The sequence below is a fragment of the Lacinutrix sp. MEBiC02595 genome, from assembly GCF_053601555.1.
Genome location: NZ_JBSHNU010000158.1, coordinates 1 through 17,160, shown reverse-complemented (window position 1 = coordinate 17,160; position 17,160 = coordinate 1). Strand labels below are relative to the sequence as shown.

Genomic DNA, 17,160 nt, shown 5'->3' with positions numbered 1-17,160 from the left:
AGCAAAAGGATGCCACTACTATCGCTATTGCAAAGTGTAACAAAACAGAAACACTTGCGTCCAATATGTACATCAATCAATTAAATCAAATCACATGAGTTTTTGGAGAGTCTTACTTGCCATTTTATGTCCACCATTATCTGTAATAGGTAAAGGCTGTGGATCTATATTAATTGTTTTTCTATTGTGGCTTTGCGGCTGGGTGCCAGGCGTTATAGCAGCACTCGTTATTTTAAACAATCCAGAAAGATAAAATACGTACCTTTGTTTTATTAATTAATGAACTTTATAAACCTTAAGAATGAAACAATTTTTACTAGCAATTGCAAGCGTTTTTTTATTAACCAGTTGTAATTTTACCGAAGAAATAAGCTTTAATCCAGATGGTTCTGGAGAATTTGTCATGCGTTATGATATGAGTGAAGTGATGAAAACCATGGAAGAAATGGGTGGCGGTAAAAATGACGATGGTAAAGAGAAAATCAAGCTAGATAGCGTCATGTACTTTAAAGATATGTTGGTAGAAAAAGCCGATAGTATCGCTACTTTATCTGCAGAAGAACAAGCGAAATTAAAAAACTTGGAAAACATTGTCATAAAAATGAAAATGGATGAAGAAGCAGGTGTTTTCGATATGGGATTTGGTTCTACATTTACGAATCTGAAAAATTTACCAGAAGCTTTAGAAAAAATTGAAGAAGCTAAAAAAATGAATTCGGAAAATAATTCGCAATTTGGTAAAATGGGAGAGAGCGCAATTACTAAAGCTTCAGAAAGTATTTTTGAATATGTAGACTTTAGCTATGATGGGAAAACATTTTCTCGATTTATAAAAGAAGATTATGAAATTGCGCCCGAAGATCTGGAAGCTTTGGATGCTGAAATAAGCGAAATGGGAGATTCTAAAGAGGTCTTTGATGCAATGAGTTATACCTTAGTGTATACCTTTCCAAAAGAAATAAAGTCGGTAACTAATAAAAACGCCGTGATTAGCGACGATAAAAAATCGGTTACTTTAAAAATGAATTTTATCGATATGATAAAGGCACCAGAAAAGATGGCTTTAGACGTAAAATTAGTAGATTAATTAGAAGCGTATTACTTTGAATAAAACCGTAGAATTACAAGATTTAGGATTAAAAGATTATAAGGATACTTGGGATTATCAAGAGACTTTATTTAAATCGGTGGTAGATGCTAAAATAAAAAATAGAAGGCAAGAACTTAATTTGCCAACGACTAACTATTTCTTATTAGTAGAACATCCACATGTGTATACTTTAGGTAAAAGTGGCGATATGTCTAACCTTTTAGTAAATGAAGAACAGCTTGCCGAAAAAGGCGCACGTTTTTACAAAGTAAATAGAGGTGGAGATATTACCTATCATGGTCCTGGACAAATTGTTGGCTATCCTATTTTAGATTTAGATAATTTTTTTACCGACATCCATAAATACCTTCGTTTTTTAGAAGAAATGATTATTCTTACTTTAGAAGAATATGGTTTAAAGGCAGAACGTAGTCCTGGAGAAACCGGAGTTTGGTTAGATGTAGGAACGCCATTTGCTAGAAAAATTTGTGCCATGGGCGTTCGCGCTTCCCGTTGGGTAACCATGCACGGTTTTGCATTAAATGTAAATGCGGATCTTGGCTATTTTGATAATATGATTCCTTGCGGTATTCGGGGTAAAGCGGTTACTTCGCTACATGTAGAGCTTGGTAAAAAAGAAGTGAATATAGAAGAAGTAAAAGAAAAACTATTAAAACATTTTACAACGCTTTTTGAAGCGGAGATAAAATCTTCAGTAAGTAGTATGTAATTCGTTTTTTATAAAACACAGTGCTATTATAAAACCAAAGCCGAAGTGTATACTTCGGCTTTTTTGTGTTTTGGCGTTTCGTTATAGAATAAAGGAAAGCTACTTTTATATAATTTGTCATTATTTTTTGTGTTAACTGACATATTTGCAGATAGCATTATTTTGCCACAGATTAATTTTGAAGACTTTTATAAAGTACTCATGTGCTTTTATTAAAGGGATACGATCTGTTTTTTAAGGACGACTGTTTGTTGCTGTGAAATTTTCATTTCGGGTTTTTAGGTTCTTGGCGTGGTTTTGGCAGCTAAGGCTAAAGTAAGTTTAAAATAAAATGGTTGCTGCGTAAGAATTATGCAAAACCCATTTATTAAAATGAAATAATATGAGTCAAGTAAAAGAAAACAATACAGTAAAAGTAAACTATACAGGTAAATTATCTGATGGGCAAGTTTTTGATAGTTCTGAAGGAAGAGAGCCATTAGAATTTACTTTAGGACAAGGACAATTAATTCCTGGTTTTGAGAAAGGAGTATTGGACATGAAGTTAAATGAAAAGAAAACCATTTCAATTCCTAAAGAGGAAGCGTATGGAGACATTCATGAAGAGTTAAAACAAGAAGTGAATAAAGCAGATCTTCCTCAAGATATGAAGCCAGAAGTTGGTATGGGACTAGTTTCTAAGTCTCCAGAAGGACATGAAAGAAATTTACGTGTGATTGAGGTTAAAGAAGAAAGTATTGTTGTTGATGGGAATCATCCTTTAGCTGGTAAAGATCTTATTTTTGATCTGGAAGTAGTTGAAATTAAAGATGCAGCAGTTACAGAATAAGTTACTTTTTTAGTACGAATAAAAAAAGCCGAAGTTTATACTTCGGCTTTTTTGTTTCTTTTAAAGAGCAATTAAAAATTATTCTTTATCCTTCGGCATTAAAAAACACCTTATAATAATACATTTTCTTTTCTTCGTCATAACCGCGTTCTAGATATTCTTGAGCGGCATCTGGCGCATCAATATCTAGTTTGATCTGAATATTTGTGTCTAGTTTAATATCTGTTTTAATTTTCTTTTTGTCCTTTTTAACTACAGCTTCCGCTAAATCAAATTGATTACGTAGTACTAAATTTTGTTCGCCTTCGTATTCCTTTTTAAAATCTTCAAATAACTGAATGTGATTTTCTTCCGTAAAGACTTCCTCCTTAAAACGTTCCACATTTATAATTTCATTTTCCTTGAAATAGTCAATGGTTTTTGCTAAAAAGATATTTCGTTCTTGTTCACCAAAACTTGTTTTTAAAATTTCGGTAGAAAACTCACTACACATATCTAAATAGTTATGTGTATGGTTATTCATATCATCTGCATATTTAATATTCAGGAATTTATCTAACCAATATTGTGCATCATAACTATTGTTGTCTACACTTAAAATGATATTTCCTTCCATATCGGTCTGATTTAAAATCAAACAACCTTTATCTACTTTTTTACTAGAAATACCTTGTTGTACTAAAACGTCATAACTATTGTTTTCTAAAAAAGTTTGAAAGAAACTAGTCTTGTTTTCTATTTTAAAAATACCAATAGCATTAGTAACCATATCTTTGTATTCTATCCCTTCAAAAACGGCAATTAAAACATCACCCGTTTTTATTTGTGCAGAATCACTTTGCTCAAACAAATGTTTTACGATGTTTTTTGAGGTTTCTACAAAAGCATCATCGTCGGTGAAAATACTTTTTGCATAACTATTAATTTCATTAAGTTCTACATTTGCATGATGGTTAAAACGGTAGCTTTGTACTACAGAACCAAAAGGTCTTAATAGAAATGGAAGCATAAGTTCATAACTTTCTTCATCAAAATGAACTTCTTTATCGGAGAAAGCATTTTTGGTGTCGTTATGTTTATTACCAACTTTATGAATAATAAATTTTGAAATCGTTGCGAGTTTGCGTGTAATCATGATTGAGATATTAAGATTGCAATACTAATCATTTCGTAATAAAAAGACCTAAAAAAAACCGAAGCTTTTTAGCTTCGGTTTTAAGTTTTAAATAAAATGAATTATTAGTAATCCATTCCATAGTAATCACAAACAGCATAGTAATCTGTTATGTCTACTCCAGCTTGTTTTAATTCGTTGTATGCTTGTTGTTTTGTGCTAGTTTCTCCAGTGACACTTGTTTTGCCAGCCGTTGTACTATTCGATTCTATAATAACCATTTTAAGCAAAGTATAACGATTTGCAGGAATAGAAACGGAAGCACCAGTCATTCTATCGTAAAAAGTTAGTTCTACAGCGGAATCTATTAAAATAGTTTTAATCTCGTCGCTAAAACTAGTACCAGGTATTGGGTAATAATTACTGCTACGTTGTATGTAAACCAAAATACCATCGTTATCTAACACATCTTGGGTAAGCTGAGGTGTGTTGATGTTTATAGTCGCTCCAGTTAATGCAGAAATGTCAAAGGTGTATGTTTCTACATTGGCATTACCGTCTTCTCCATTTGTACCATTTGTACCGTTTGTTCCAGCAGGACCTATCGCACCAATAGCTCCGTCTTCCCCATCTTCTGGGTCACAAGAAAAACTAAAAGCGACTAATAGCGCTAAAAGAAAATACTTCGATTTTGAAATTGTTGTTTTTAAAGTTTTCATAATTTTTAAATTTTATTGATTAATAGTTGTTTACAGTTTAATGTCAAGTCTTATAAAAGGTTAACATAATTCTAAAAAAAAGTCGAAGAAATTTTCTCCGACTTTTAATCCAGCAGTTTCCTACTTGGCTATAGTAACCCAAAAAAACACTATAGATTAATTTGTTTTCCTTTTTAGCGCGTACAAGTCTTTATGTTTTTTATTTGAAAAGGTTAACCTGCAAATAAAAAAAAAGCTTCAGAAGGTTTTTCTGAAGCTTTTACATTGGTAGACGAATTCCAATAAAATAAATAGATATTAGCAGGTATCGTTATATGTAGATTAATTTCTTATTTATAACTAGCAAAATGCGGACTAAAGGTTTAGTAAAACTCCAGCGTTTATAACTACTTGACTGTAATCACTAACCACAAATTTTGGTTCTAAATACACTTTTAGTTTTTCCGTAAATTGGTACGTGGCTCCTGCTCCAATATTACCACCAAATGCATTATCTTTTACTTGATAAGTATTATCTGTAAAGAAAGCATTGTTGTATCCTCCAGTTTTGTAACTAGAAAAATTTACACCAGCAATTGGATATACTTTTAGTTTGCTTTCAATGATATCAAAATAATAATGTGCATTTACATCTACAGCAAGTATGCTTCGTTTATAACCATATAATTGATTACCAAAAAAATAAGATGCACTTGGTGAGATAGCAATATTGTCTGTAATAGTAAAAACACCTTTTAGTGTAATTCCTGGGGCCGAAATTTTTTCGTTATAAGCTAAACCTCCTCCTATAGAAATTTGCGCTTGCATTTGTGTAGCAAATAGAAAGGTTATTGTAGCAAATAGAAAGAGTTTTTTAATGTTAAAAGTAGGGGGATTAACAACTTTTAAGGTTGTACAATGTTTCGTTTGGTTTTTGCGGATTGTAATAGCGTTGTTCATTTTTAATATGTTTTTTTAGATTATATTAATTAGTGTTTATTTATTTAAAAGGTTAACAGGTTTAAAATATTTTTTTATAATCGCTTCCGTTTATGGTTAGATTACTTTTTTCTAGAGCAATACATTGCATTACCATATGCTGTTCTTTTCGTTTAGAAGTATCGGTTATATTCATTTTCATGGTTAGTCCATCAACGCTAGACATCCAAGGTTGGTTCAGTCCTTTTTTATCTTTAGTTTTGTAAAACACTTTTGAAAAAGAAACTCCTGCATCATTGGTTACCCAAATGGTTCCGAAGTAATCTTTACCTTCTACCTTATATTCATGACAAGTATAATTTAAGATGGTTTTTGTTTTTCCGGTTGCTGTAATTTTTACTTGTTGCTCTTCCATACCATCTTTTGTAATGCTTTCTAAATCTATCGGGATAGACATTTGTGTTTTCTGCTCATTTATTGTCATAAACATCGTTGCTGTTTTATTAGAAACATCAAGTACAGAAATCATGCTTGTAATATTGTTTTCTAATTCTATACTGCTACCAATATAATTAGCAGTATCATTTAAAAAATAGTGGATGGTAGTATTGTGTTTTCCGCTTTCAATTTGCATGACATACTTGTGCGTAAATGTGTATGTTTTCTGAATTGTGCCAGAAACACCCATATTAGCTTCACGTTGTTCTATTCTGCTTCGTTTTTCTTTTTTTCTAATAGAATCGATCCTTTTTTGATTCACTTCGGAAGTTTTTTTATTTCTATTGTTATCTAAAGAAAGATCTATAGTGTGTGCTAGTGCTTTGTCTGCTCTTTTTAAAAGTTAGGCTTGTGTATTTATTGAAACACTAAGGCTTAAGGTTATTATTACTAATTTTAAAAATTTCATGATTACGCGTTTTTATATTATTCCCTTTTAATAGTGGCGTTTGTTAGAGGTTAACATTTAGTGCAAAAAAAAAGACTAGAAGATATATCTGTAAGAAAATTAAAGAGTTATGCATAAAAAAAGTTAAATTAGCACTAGCGTGTTAACCTTTTATACTTAGTTACATTAAATGCATAGAGTTGAAAATAATATTACTATTGAGGATTTAAAACAAGGCTCAGATTCGTTGTTTAAAGAGATATATGAAGACAACAGAGACAAGTTTTTAAATTTTGCTAAAAAGTATAACTTATCTCAAGATGATAATATAGATGTCTATCAAGATGCATACATTATTTTTTACAATAATGTGATGCAGGGTAAAGTGCAAGAATTCACAAGTAGTATTTCTACCTATTTATTTAGCATTGGTAAGTATTTGATTTTTGATAAAATGAAGAAAAACAATAAGACTATAAATCCAGATTTTGATTTGTCTATTGTTAGAGAAAAGGAAGAACTTGTAGATCCAGAATTAGAAATGGAACAACAAGAACTAACTACAGAACAAGTTTTATTAAAAAAGTATTTTGTTACTCTTGGAAAGAAATGTCAAGAATTATTAACCTTATTTTATTACCGAGGTTTTACCATTAAGGACATTATTGAAGCTGGAGATTACACTAGTGAAAACGTAGTGAAAAGTGCAAAGTCCAGATGTATGAAAACCCTGAAAGAAAGAATTAACACAAAAGATTAATAGCAATGAATAATCAAGACCTACTATATCATTATTTTTCTAACAGCTTAACTGCAGCGCAGGAAAAGGTGTTTGAAAATTTATTAGAAAAGGATACCGAATTTAAAGCACAGTTTTTATTTGAACAAAACTTAAAAGAAGTAATTAAAAGTAATGAAATAGATACTTTAAAAGCAAAACTTCAAGGGTTTGAAAAGGAGCTGTCTACTAAGGATACGACAAGAATAGAATTTTTTGATAGTGAAACCACGAATACTAGAAAACCTCTTTTTAATTCTAAAACCTTTGCCATAGCAGCATCTATTGCCTTGTTGATGGGTTGGTTTGGTTATAATTCGTTTTTTGGAACCAATTATTCTAGTTTGTATAAGGATAATTTTAGTAGCTATCCAAATACGGTGTACACTATTACTAGGGGTGATACCGAAAATACAATAGAGCGTGAAGCTTTTGTAGCTTATGAAAGTAAAGATTATAAAACCACTATTGAAAAACTAGACGCCATTCCAACAGAAGCAACAAAAAACTACTATAACTTTTATAAAGCACAAGCATATTTAAATTTAGAAGATACTGAAAATGCTAAAACATTTTTCACACTTGTGCTACAAGATAATAATAGTTTTGTTGCCGAATCTACTTGGTATTTAGCGTTGCTTTCTTTAAAAGAAGAAAATAGTAAGGAAGCAAAAAGGCATCTGGAAAACCTAATTGCTAATTATGATTATAATAAAGAAAAAGCACAGGCACTTTTAAAAGCACTTCATTAGTTCTGTCACTTCGAGGGCTTCCAATTTTTATTGGAATCGTATCGAAAAGTTGTAAGGCGATACATTTTTCGATTTAGTTCGAATACGCTTTGTCATGCTGCACTAGATGCAGAATACACAACTTTATATTTTTGATCTTCTACGTTTTATAAGTATTCCTCCAAGTATAATGAAAATAACTGTCCCCAATACATACCATAACAAATTACTGCTAGAATCTAAAGCAGCAGTATTTCCAGAAATTACAAAACCAGACCAATAATAGGGATGTACTAAAGCGTTTTGTTTATTCGTATTTAAAAAGGTTAATTGTGCATTTTGCAAGGCAATGTCTTTTGTTTCCTGTTTGGATAAGTTTTTGTAAAAAGCATCCATAATGTTTAAAGCGGAGGCATCGTTAATTTTCCACAAAGTACTGGAGATACTCGATGCACCACTAAAGTAAAAGCCGCGAGCAAGACTCATAAAACCTTCACCTCGTTTTAGATTTCCTATACCGCTTTCACAAGCGCTTAAGGTTACTAGATTAGTATTTAGGTTTAAATTATACAAATCACTTACATATAATAAGTTGGTGTTTGTAGCATTTGGTTGAAATGCTAAATAGGAGTATTCCGGACTTTCATCATTTAAAATAGCGTGTGTTGCAAAATGTAAGATTCCGTATTTGCTGCTTTCTGTATTAAAATTTTCAAGTGTCGCTTGGTTGCTTGTTAATGTTTTTCCTTTAAAATAATTTAAAACAGCTGTTGCTTCTGCTTCATTATTTGGTAAAGGCAATAAGGTGGAAGATGCGTTACTAAAGTGAGGAGCAAAGGCAAGGACTTCATTATGGACTCCTTTTTTTGTTATTAGTTGTTTTAATAAGGTTGCGGAATTAGCATAACTGATAGCATAATCTTCTACTAAATACCTAGAAGTATCTGGATTGGTATTTAAACTAGAAAACGGAATGTAATTCAATAAACCGTCGGCAATAATAATAAGATTTTCTGCGTTTCGGTTTGCTAAACTTGGCGCCACTAATTCTTTATATAACCTATATGTTTTGTTATTTAAGGTTTCTAAATCTGATTTCGGATTGTTAAGCATTTCATAGATTGCAATAATTTCTTCCTCTAAATTTGTATCTATTTTATAGTACTGAATAGATTTGGAGTCTTTTGTAATGGCAATAGTATAAATACCGTTGTTGCCATAAAAATACGAAAGCAAAATGTCTTCTGGTTGTAAATGGTTTTGTACTTGGCTAACAGAAACTACTTGTGAGTTATACTTTAAATCGTAATAACTTTTATAATTGGTTTCAATGGTAGTTATCAATTCTCTGTATTCCTTTTTTAGGGGAAATAATTGGTCTTGTAAAATAGCACTTGAAGATCGATTAATCTGCTTTTCAATATGATTGATTTTGGACTTTAATACTTGTTCTTGCTCAATAATTTCTTTTGGTATGTTAGCAAATATGGTTGCTTTTGTACTTAAAAGCGCTTCTAGTAATAATGCAGACTTGCTTTTTTCGGAATAAAAGAAAGCTTTGTCAATTAGCGAATCTTGTTTCGTTTTTTGATATAAGGTATAAGTTGCTTCTAAACCAGTTTCAAAAACAGGAAAAGCTTCCTCCATTAAAAAGAGTTTGTCTTCATTATTTTTAAAACTTGGTTTAAGTGCGTCTAAAGTTAGAATCGCTTGATTTACGGTTTCTATACTTTCTATAGAATTAGCTAATGTATTTAAGTCTTCAGCTTTATTCTTTAAAATCTTTAAAACAGCAGTTTGGTTAATAGCGGAAGGATTTTCGTTTTCAGAGAATTGGAGCAATGCTAAATTGTAATTTTCTAATGCTTTTTCTGGTTGGTTAAACCTTGCATGTAATAAGCCAATTTTATTATATGCTTCTGCAATATCATTGTGGGCTTGGTTTTTCCATTTCGTCTTTATAAGTTCTAATGCGGTTTGTAGTTCTTTTTCGGCTTCTATATAGTTGTTTTCTGCTTGTAGAATTTTTGCGTTAGCTTCATGAAAAACATTCCATCTAGGGTGATTTTCAGAGAGATTCTCTTTCATTATTTTTAGATAGTATTTGGAGCTATCTATTTGCACTGTACTTAAATAATTTTCTAATAAATGATTTGCTTCTGTTACAATACTGCTCGAGTTTCCGTTATTAAGTAAATTGTATTCTAGCGACTTTTTAAAATATTGATTAGATAACGCGTATTGTTGTTGGTTTTTTAATACTTCGGCAAGAAGGCTGTAGTTTCTATTTCTTTTATAGAGATCTTCTGCTTTTTTAGTTTCCAAAATATGAATATTCTTCGTGTAGTATTCTTTTGCTAAATCATACTTACCATCATTAAAATACATTTTAGCTATAAAGCTATATGCACTGGTTAATAGGTCTAGATGATATATATTTAATTCCTTTTCTTTTAATGCTTCCGTTGTGTTAATAATAGTAAGAAAGGCGTTCCGAGATTTTTCATTATCATTTAATAAATAATAATAGATGCCTTTATCTTGGTTTATTGAATTGGTGTAAAACAGCGTGTTTTCCATTTCTTCCAGTTTGGTTTCGTTTTTTAAAACAATAGAATCTAGTTGTTTGAAATTAGCTTTCATTTTCTCTAAATCGTAAAAATGCGCAGCGCTTTTATTAGATGCATTAATACTATGAATTAAAGTTTCAAAGTCGTTTTTATTCTTAGCCAGTTTATTTATTTTATGATAATAGTGATAGGCAGAATCTTGTTGCGAGTATATAAATTGATTCGCTTTAATAAATAAAGAGTAAATATTACTAGAATAAATAGAGTCGTTTGTGCTTTGTCCAAAGAAATTAGTTGTAGAAAGAAAAAGGAGGAATAGAAACAGTTTGTTTTTCATAAAAAAAGTCTTCAAATTTAATTGAAGACTAATTTACAAATATTTAAAGTATTAATATGCTGTTATTTATTACTGAGGAGGATAAAAATCAGCCAGAAAGGAATAGCTACCGTTTTCTGTTTGAACGTTTATCGTTGCTTCTCCAGTAAAACCCTCTTGTCCAAATTGAAAAGATTGATACATTCCTGTATTGTTTGTATTTGGTATGGTGCTTATTAACGTATTTGGGCTGGTACTTACCAAAGTCTCTTCATCTTCTGTAGAAGTTATAGTTAAACTCATTTGATTGTTTCCTGGCTGTAACGCAATCGCGCCAATGGTATTATTTACAATTAAACATAAACAAGGTGAAGGAGCAGGAGGAATTGGAGGAATTGGGTTAATAATTATAAAAGCCTCTGCAGGACTTACAATGGTATCCGACTCTATTTCATTCGCTTCAATGGTAGCATTTGCTTCCGCGATATAGTTTTGGGTAATATCATAATCGGGATCCGAATCTGGTACTTGTTGCCAGACGGCAATACTTTCGCCTAGTCTTGTGTTTTCTGTTGCCAAATAGTATTTACGTAAGTCCCCTTCGTAAATATAATTAGTAGAAGTGAAATTTACTTGTTCTGGATCATTGTTATTGTTATCCTCATCTTCGTCACAACTAACATTTGCGAATAGGATAAAGGATAAAAATACTAGTACTACATAACGTGTTTTCATAATTTTTTAATGTTTTTTGGGTTACACTGTAGCTAGTTAATAGTAAGGAGATGCTAAAGTTAACATTTTTTCAAAAAAAACATAAAAAAAGAGGAGTTATTTTGATTAACTATTTGGCTGTTAGTTTATTTGGTAAATAATAACAGTATTGTTTTCACCTTTAGTTACAAATTCTAGGTTGCGATCTTTATCTAAATTATCTAAAGCAATTGCCGAGTTTCCATATACCGGGAAATTGTTTTGTAGCTTCCCATTGCTATCATATAAATATACTTTTTGTGTTTGTAGGTCTGTTACAGAAACGTATATCTTATCGTTGATATAAAAGAGTTTTGGTGTATCATAATTACCAAAATCTAAATCTAAAGTTTTACTTTTTATGGTTAACTTGTTTTCAGATTGTGCGACTAGTGTTTTTGTGGTAGTTGCTAAATGATGTTTGCTACCAAGATTTAAGTTTTGTGTACTGCTAGTTCCGTGGGTGCTAAAACTAACCAGTTTACCATCTTTTGTTGTGGTTGTAAATTTGTTATAATATAGGTATAACGCTTGATTAGAAAAACTGAAATTACCTTTTGGTGTTATTCTTGTTTTTCCAACTCTATCTACAATATATAATTTATTGTCTGTTTTAAAGGTCAAGTAATCTTTTCTCCCAATTCTAAAATGTTGTGGTTGGTGGTTAATCGTGCTTTCTGCAGATTTGAATTTGAAACCGTTTACCGTTTTTCCTTTAGCATCATACATTAAAACATTTTTGTCTTGTGTTACTAATAGTCTGTATTTTCTATTGTTGTCATAATCAAAAACAGAAAGTGGTTGGGTAATGGCATCTTTAAATTTAATAGGAAAAGGAGCAACGTCCTTTCCTGTTCTATCTAAAACATAAACCCTACTTGGCGTTGCAAATGCTAATTGCAATCTTCCGTTTTTGTACATATCGATTTGCTGTACTTCCCCAAGAATAGCACCTGGAAGTTGTTTTTTCCAAAGCACTTTTCCTCTATTAGAAATAAGATATAAATTATTTTTTATGTCTTGAACTACAATTTCCTTTTGCTTGGTAATGTGATTATCTACTAATTGCGGATGGTTTAATAAGTCGGCATCTAACTTAATGTTGTATAATTCGGTTACCGAATTTTCTCTAGCTTTCGTCTTGTTCTTTTTTATAACCGCATTGACATGTGCAAAATTGGTATCGTACACAAATTGTAAAGCCGAAGTTTTATAATCTTCCAATTTAAGATTTAGGTCTTCATTAAAGTTGTTCTTTATAATGTCTTTTAAAGCTGATGGATTTGCAACCATTAATAAAGACGAAGCATTTGTAAGATGCTCTTTGGTGCTTTTATAATATGCTTTTTCACTGTACGTAGTTTTGTTTTGATAATTAGCAATTATATTTTCTAAAGCTTCTTTGGTGTTTGTAAAAACAAAGAAATCATTTATGTTCGCGTAGTAATTTGCCTTTTCAAAAGTAACTAAAGGTAAAAATGTATTACGAAATAACGTAGCTTCACTAAAACCGTATATGTTGGTTTGTCTATATTCTTCCACTAAATTTTGGTCATTTAGCAATGCATCTTTTGTCGCAATAACATCTAAAGAGTTTAAAAGAATAGCTTGGTTTTTGCCTTCGTAAATAATTCCGACTTCCACAATATTATCAAATAGGGTTGTGGTAGTGGTTAAAGAATCGGTACTTCGGAATTGTTTTAGGTTTTCATTTAAAACAGAAAAATCATGAAATGTAAAACTCATAAAACCATCGGCATTACTAGGAGCAAGGCTTGCTGTTCTATTCTCTTGCGAAATCGTATTTTTAAAAATGTTAATCAGACTCTTTGTAGAATCTGTGGCTTTGGTGATTCCATTTAAAATAATGGCATCTTGATTAATATCCGCATCAACAAGTGTGTAGTTGGTAAAGCTGTTAAAAGGAATAAAATCAGTAATAAAAATAGATTGTATTGGTTGTTTGTTATTATTGTTAATTAGTATAGAGAATGGTTTTTTAGTATCACTCGTTTTTAAAATAGTTTTTAAATCTTCATCTTTATTGGTGGTAATTAGCGAATTCTCTAAAATCTCTTTGCTAGAGGAAGCAATAAAAACACTGTCCTTATACGTATTATAGGTAATGTTCTTTTCTATTTGGGTTTTGTTAATAGACAAACTTTGAAATAAATAGGCCTCCACAGTAATGTTTTGCAAAGAATCTATAGCAAATAAATCTGGTGTTTGTTTGGTAATAACGGTGTATTGTAAGCTGTCTTTTTCGTCATAACTAAAACAAACGAAAAGCGGATTTGTAGTATTTAAGTGCTTTAAGTTTTCTAGTTTGTTGGTTATATTGGTATAAGATTTACTCTTCTGAAGGCCTTCTAAAAAATCACTATTGTTTAGATTACTTTTTAAGCTTTCTAAATTATTCACTTGAATAATTACCGAAGCATTTTCTGGAATATAATCGGCAGTATTTATATGAGTATTCGTTGTATTGCAACTAATAAGTAAAAGGCTAATAAGAAAAAGGTTCCAGATTTTTTTCATGTAAAAAGGGATTTGTACAAATATAGGAATGCGTTTATAAAAAGCACTTAAAGTGTTTAAAGTATTTGAAGTTATAGGGAGCTAAAGTTTTTCCGTTCATAGGATAATCTTAAAGGTGCTTTTTTTAGTTTCAACTTCAACTTCAACTTCAACTTCAACTTCAACTTCAACTTCAACTTCAACTTCAACTTCAACTTCAACTTCAACTTCAACTTCAACTTCGCTAGCAATACTTATACTTCTAAACGTAATTGTTCCGGTAATAGTCTAAAAGATTTTCGGTGGTACTTCGTGATTCCGTATTTTCTAATCGCCGCTCTGTGCTCTTTTGTCGGATATCCTTTATTTTGTTTCCAATTATACATCGGGAATTCTTCATGAATTGTATTCATATACGCATCGCGATAGGTTTTTGCTAAAACCGAAGCAGCAGCAATACTTAAAAATTTCCCGTCTCCTTTTATAATGGTTTCATGCGGAATATTCTTATAAGGTTTAAACCTATTCCCGTCTACAATAATAAAATTAGGGACTTGTTTTAAGTCTGCAATAGATTTGTGCATAGCCAAAATGGAAGCATTTAAAATGTTTATTTCGTCTATTTCCTCCTGAAAAACATGCGCAAAAGCAAAACAGATAGCTTCCATTTCAATAATCGGTTGTAATAAATCACGTTTTTTTTCGCTTAATTGTTTAGAATCATTAAGTATTTTGTTCTTGAAATTATCAGGCAAAATCACAGCAGCAGCAGTAACTGGACCAGCTAAACAGCCTCTTCCAGCTTCGTCTGTTCCACATTCCATTTTTAGATTCGAGTAATTTAATTTCAGCATTTAAGTAATTGTTAAGAATAACAAGTTGTTATAAATTGTAATATTGTATTTAATACCGATTAGATATTTTCTATTTTTGGCAAAAAAAAGACAAGTCGGCTTTAGTTTGTTGCAAGGTCTAAAAAATAATTATGAAGCAAAAAATTCTGATATTCTTTTTATTAAGTGTTTTTCATTTTGGGTATGCGCAAATTACGTCTAAACCAAGAATAGAAAAAGATACGAATCAAGTTTATAATGTAAATGATACATTATCTTCAGGAAGAAGTACAAGAACCAGTACTTCAAATGTTAAAGATCCAATAGCAAAAGTAGAAGACTACTTGATAATCTCACATAAAAGAGATACCGTTCATGTAGATACCACGCTAACTATTAAAAAAGAATATAAATTTAATTACTTACGTAGAGATAATTTTGAATTGTTGCCATTCTCTAATGTCGGACAAACCTATAATAGATTAGCGTATGATTTTCATAGTGATAAGCTAATGCCTTCCTTTGGAGCACGTGGACGACACTTTAATTATATGGAAATTGAAGACATTAATTATTATCGAGTGCCAACACCATTTACCGAACTGTATTATAAGACTGCCTTTTCTCAAGGACAACAAGTAGACGCGTTTTTTACCGTAAATACGTCACCACAATTAAATATTTCTTTAGCATATAAAGGTTTGCGCTCTTTAGGGAAGTACCAACACATACTAACAAGTACAGGGAATTTTAGATTTACTACAAGCTATAACACCAAAAACAAACGCTATACAGCGAATGCGCATTTTGTAGCCCAAGATTTAATGAATGAAGAAAATGGCGGGTTGAAAGACGATAATGTCGCCTATTTTGAAGCTGGTGATCCAGAATTTACAGATAGAGGCGTTTTAGAAGTTAATTTTGAAGATGCCGAAAGTATCTTAAAAGGAAAACGTTTTCATTTAGACCATCAATATAGTATAACAAAACCTAATGACTCTCTAGCGTCAAATACTTTAAGCGTTGGCCATATAATATCCTTTGAAGATAAATTCTTTCAGTTCGACCAAGATAGTGAAACCGATTATTTCGGAGAATCCTTTAGAGCATCTAATTTGAAAAAACGAGTTACACTAGAAAACTTCTATAACCAAGTGCATGTAGACTATGCCAATAAAACCTTGGGAGCTTTACAATTTAATGTAAGTCATAACGGTTATAATTATGGATATGATAATGTGGTCATTTTAGACGAAAACAGAATAACCAACAGAATAAAAGGACAAGTCCTAGCTTTAGGTGGTGCGTATAGCAAGACTTTTAAAAAATTCCATATAGAAGGAGAGATAGGAGCAAACATATCTGGAGATTTTAATGGTAACTTTTTAACCGCAAAAGCAACCTATCCAATTAATGAAGACGCCGTGGTAAGTGCGACTATTAATACCAATTCCAAAGCGCCTAATTATAACTTCCAATTATATCAAAACGATTATATAAACTATAACTGGGAAAACAATTTCAATAATACAAAAACGCAAGAAATAGAATTTCAGTTGCAGTCTAACAAGATCGCAGATGTTTCTTTGAGTTTTTCTTCCATAGATGATTATACATACTTTAAAAGTAATCCAACAGATAGCCTAATTAAACCGTACCAAAATAACGCAACCATAAACTATCTCAAACTAAAAATAGAGAAAGATATTAAGTATAAAAAAATAGGTTTATACAATACCATATTATATCAAAACGTAAAAGACGACAACAATACCTTAAACGTTCCAGAGATAGTAATACGTAATACACTATACTATGCAAATACTTTCTTTAATAACGAACTGTTCTTACAAACCGGAATCACCTTTAGCTATTTCTCCAAATACTATATGAATGGGTATGATCCCGTTTTAGCAGAGCTATATGTGCAAGACCAAAAAGAATACGGCGCATTCCCAAGATTAGACTTCTTTATAAATGCTAAAATTCGTCAGGCAAGAATCTATTTAAAAGCAGAACACTTTAATTCAGCCTGGACAGGTTACGATTATTACTCCGCACCAAATTATCCATATAGAGACTTCACCGTGCGTTTCGGTGTGGTGTGGAATTTCTTTTTATAATTTTCAGGGCGTTCCGTTAGTTACCCAAAGGGGTAACTAACGTCAGGCTATCCGCTATATCTTTTTGTTACCTTATATATAGAGTAGAGAAGTAGTCTATATATAAGGAGTATTATTTTATAAAGTATACGTTTCATTACTGCCAAAAAGGATATCGCTACTATCCTTAACGCAAAAACCAAACTACAGGCATTGAATTTGGAAAAAACTTCAGGCTATAAAAGGTTGAAACTAAAGCCTTAGAACGCTTCAA

At 31.3% G+C, this 17,160-nt stretch carries 15 protein-coding genes; 7 read left to right on the top strand and 8 right to left on the bottom strand.

Going from position 1 to position 17,160, the window contains the following annotated elements; genetic code table 11:
- Window positions 1–94 precede the first annotated feature (94 nt).
- The 4 genes from ACVCZW_RS02955 to ACVCZW_RS02940 all read left to right on the top strand — a co-directional run bounded on the left by ACVCZW_RS02955 (window position 95) and on the right by ACVCZW_RS02940 (window position 2,649).
- Complete coding sequence (locus ACVCZW_RS02955) at window positions 95–253, top strand: YqaE/Pmp3 family membrane protein (protein ID WP_303421848.1); 159 nt, start codon at window positions 95–97, stop codon at window positions 251–253.
- A 48-nt stretch (window positions 254–301) separates the two neighbouring features.
- Window positions 302–1,087 carry a hypothetical protein gene (locus ACVCZW_RS02950; RefSeq protein WP_452227993.1) on the top strand — a complete coding sequence of 262 codons (786 nt, stop codon included), beginning with the start codon at window positions 302–304 and terminating at the stop codon, window positions 1,085–1,087.
- A gap of 16 nt (window positions 1,088–1,103) precedes the next feature.
- Window positions 1,104–1,820 (top strand): lipoyl(octanoyl) transferase LipB, encoded by a 717-nt coding sequence (gene lipB, locus ACVCZW_RS02945; RefSeq protein ID WP_452227992.1) that lies wholly within the window; start codon window positions 1,104–1,106, stop codon window positions 1,818–1,820.
- A 382-nt stretch (window positions 1,821–2,202) separates the two neighbouring features.
- On the top strand, window positions 2,203–2,649 hold the full coding sequence (locus ACVCZW_RS02940; RefSeq protein ID WP_452227991.1) for an FKBP-type peptidyl-prolyl cis-trans isomerase: 447 nt from the start codon (window positions 2,203–2,205) through the stop codon (window positions 2,647–2,649).
- 85 nt (window positions 2,650–2,734) lie between these two features.
- On the opposite strand, the gene ACVCZW_RS02935 is transcribed toward ACVCZW_RS02940, so the two are convergent.
- The 4 genes from ACVCZW_RS02935 to ACVCZW_RS02920 all read right to left on the bottom strand — a co-directional run bounded on the left by ACVCZW_RS02935 (window position 2,735) and on the right by ACVCZW_RS02920 (window position 6,160).
- Window positions 2,735–3,784 (bottom strand): nucleoid-associated protein, encoded by a 1,050-nt coding sequence (locus ACVCZW_RS02935; RefSeq protein WP_452227990.1) that lies wholly within the window; start codon window positions 3,782–3,784, stop codon window positions 2,735–2,737.
- Window positions 3,785–3,888: 104 nt separating this feature from the next.
- Complete coding sequence (locus ACVCZW_RS02930) at window positions 3,889–4,482, bottom strand: hypothetical protein (RefSeq protein ID WP_452227989.1); 594 nt, start codon at window positions 4,480–4,482, stop codon at window positions 3,889–3,891.
- Window positions 4,483–4,836: 354 nt separating this feature from the next.
- Entirely contained in the window at window positions 4,837–5,421 is a 585-nt protein-coding gene (locus ACVCZW_RS02925) for an outer membrane beta-barrel protein (RefSeq protein WP_452231611.1), read from the bottom strand.
- 61 nt (window positions 5,422–5,482) lie between these two features.
- Window positions 5,483–6,160 carry a DUF4412 domain-containing protein gene (locus ACVCZW_RS02920; protein WP_452227987.1) on the bottom strand — a complete coding sequence of 226 codons (678 nt, stop codon included), beginning with the start codon at window positions 6,158–6,160 and terminating at the stop codon, window positions 5,483–5,485.
- Window positions 6,161–6,476: 316 nt separating this feature from the next.
- Here ACVCZW_RS02920 and ACVCZW_RS02915 point away from each other — a divergent pair, with 316 nt between their 5' ends.
- Window positions 6,477–7,046, top strand: coding sequence for an RNA polymerase sigma factor (locus ACVCZW_RS02915; protein ID WP_452227986.1), 570 nt, complete (start codon window positions 6,477–6,479; stop codon window positions 7,044–7,046).
- A gap of 5 nt (window positions 7,047–7,051) precedes the next feature.
- The gene (locus ACVCZW_RS02910) at window positions 7,052–7,816 is read left to right on the top strand and encodes a tetratricopeptide repeat protein (protein WP_452227985.1); all 765 of its coding nucleotides are present in this window, start codon (window positions 7,052–7,054) and stop codon (window positions 7,814–7,816) included.
- Between the two features lie 123 nt (window positions 7,817–7,939).
- On the opposite strand, the gene ACVCZW_RS02905 is transcribed toward ACVCZW_RS02910, so the two are convergent.
- The 4 genes from ACVCZW_RS02905 to ACVCZW_RS02890 form a co-directional block, all read right to left on the bottom strand.
- The gene (locus ACVCZW_RS02905) at window positions 7,940–10,702 is read right to left on the bottom strand and encodes a CHAT domain-containing protein (RefSeq protein WP_452231610.1); all 2,763 of its coding nucleotides are present in this window, start codon (window positions 10,700–10,702) and stop codon (window positions 7,940–7,942) included.
- A 69-nt stretch (window positions 10,703–10,771) separates the two neighbouring features.
- Complete coding sequence (locus tag ACVCZW_RS02900; RefSeq protein ID WP_452227983.1) at window positions 10,772–11,416, bottom strand: hypothetical protein; 645 nt, start codon at window positions 11,414–11,416, stop codon at window positions 10,772–10,774.
- A 120-nt stretch (window positions 11,417–11,536) separates the two neighbouring features.
- On the bottom strand, window positions 11,537–13,972 hold the full coding sequence (locus ACVCZW_RS02895; protein ID WP_452231609.1) for a ribonuclease HII: 2,436 nt from the start codon (window positions 13,970–13,972) through the stop codon (window positions 11,537–11,539).
- A gap of 233 nt (window positions 13,973–14,205) precedes the next feature.
- A complete protein-coding gene (locus ACVCZW_RS02890; protein ID WP_452231608.1) occupies window positions 14,206–14,805 on the bottom strand; it encodes a ribonuclease HII in 600 nt (199 codons plus the stop codon).
- 131 nt (window positions 14,806–14,936) lie between these two features.
- Between ACVCZW_RS02890 and ACVCZW_RS02885 the strand changes: the two genes are divergently transcribed.
- Complete coding sequence (locus ACVCZW_RS02885; RefSeq protein ID WP_452231607.1) at window positions 14,937–16,907, top strand: putative porin; 1,971 nt, start codon at window positions 14,937–14,939, stop codon at window positions 16,905–16,907.
- Window positions 16,908–17,160 lie beyond the last annotated feature (253 nt).

Excerpts from the sequence above, each read along its gene's own strand:
- ACVCZW_RS02915 (WP_452227986.1), top strand. The coding sequence starts at position 6,477 with ATGCATAGAGTTGAAAATAATATTACTATTGAGGATTTAAAACAAGGC.
- ACVCZW_RS02905 (WP_452231610.1), bottom strand. The coding sequence starts at position 10,702 with ATGAAAAACAAACTGTTTCTATTCCTCCTTTTTCTTTCTACAACTAAT.
- ACVCZW_RS02940 (WP_452227991.1), top strand. The coding sequence starts at position 2,203 with ATGAGTCAAGTAAAAGAAAACAATACAGTAAAAGTAAACTATACAGGT.
- ACVCZW_RS02910 (WP_452227985.1), top strand. The coding sequence starts at position 7,052 with ATGAATAATCAAGACCTACTATATCATTATTTTTCTAACAGCTTAACT.
- ACVCZW_RS02955 (WP_303421848.1), top strand. The coding sequence starts at position 95 with ATGAGTTTTTGGAGAGTCTTACTTGCCATTTTATGTCCACCATTATCT.
- ACVCZW_RS02950 (WP_452227993.1), top strand. The coding sequence starts at position 302 with ATGAAACAATTTTTACTAGCAATTGCAAGCGTTTTTTTATTAACCAGT.
- ACVCZW_RS02895 (WP_452231609.1), bottom strand. The coding sequence starts at position 13,972 with ATGAAAAAAATCTGGAACCTTTTTCTTATTAGCCTTTTACTTATTAGT.
- ACVCZW_RS02900 (WP_452227983.1), bottom strand. The coding sequence starts at position 11,416 with ATGAAAACACGTTATGTAGTACTAGTATTTTTATCCTTTATCCTATTC.
- ACVCZW_RS02935 (WP_452227990.1), bottom strand. The coding sequence starts at position 3,784 with ATGATTACACGCAAACTCGCAACGATTTCAAAATTTATTATTCATAAA.
- ACVCZW_RS02890 (WP_452231608.1), bottom strand. The coding sequence starts at position 14,805 with ATGCTGAAATTAAATTACTCGAATCTAAAAATGGAATGTGGAACAGAC.
- ACVCZW_RS02925 (WP_452231611.1), bottom strand. The coding sequence starts at position 5,421 with ATGAACAACGCTATTACAATCCGCAAAAACCAAACGAAACATTGTACA.
- ACVCZW_RS02885 (WP_452231607.1), top strand. The coding sequence starts at position 14,937 with ATGAAGCAAAAAATTCTGATATTCTTTTTATTAAGTGTTTTTCATTTT.
- ACVCZW_RS02930 (WP_452227989.1), bottom strand. The coding sequence starts at position 4,482 with ATGAAAACTTTAAAAACAACAATTTCAAAATCGAAGTATTTTCTTTTA.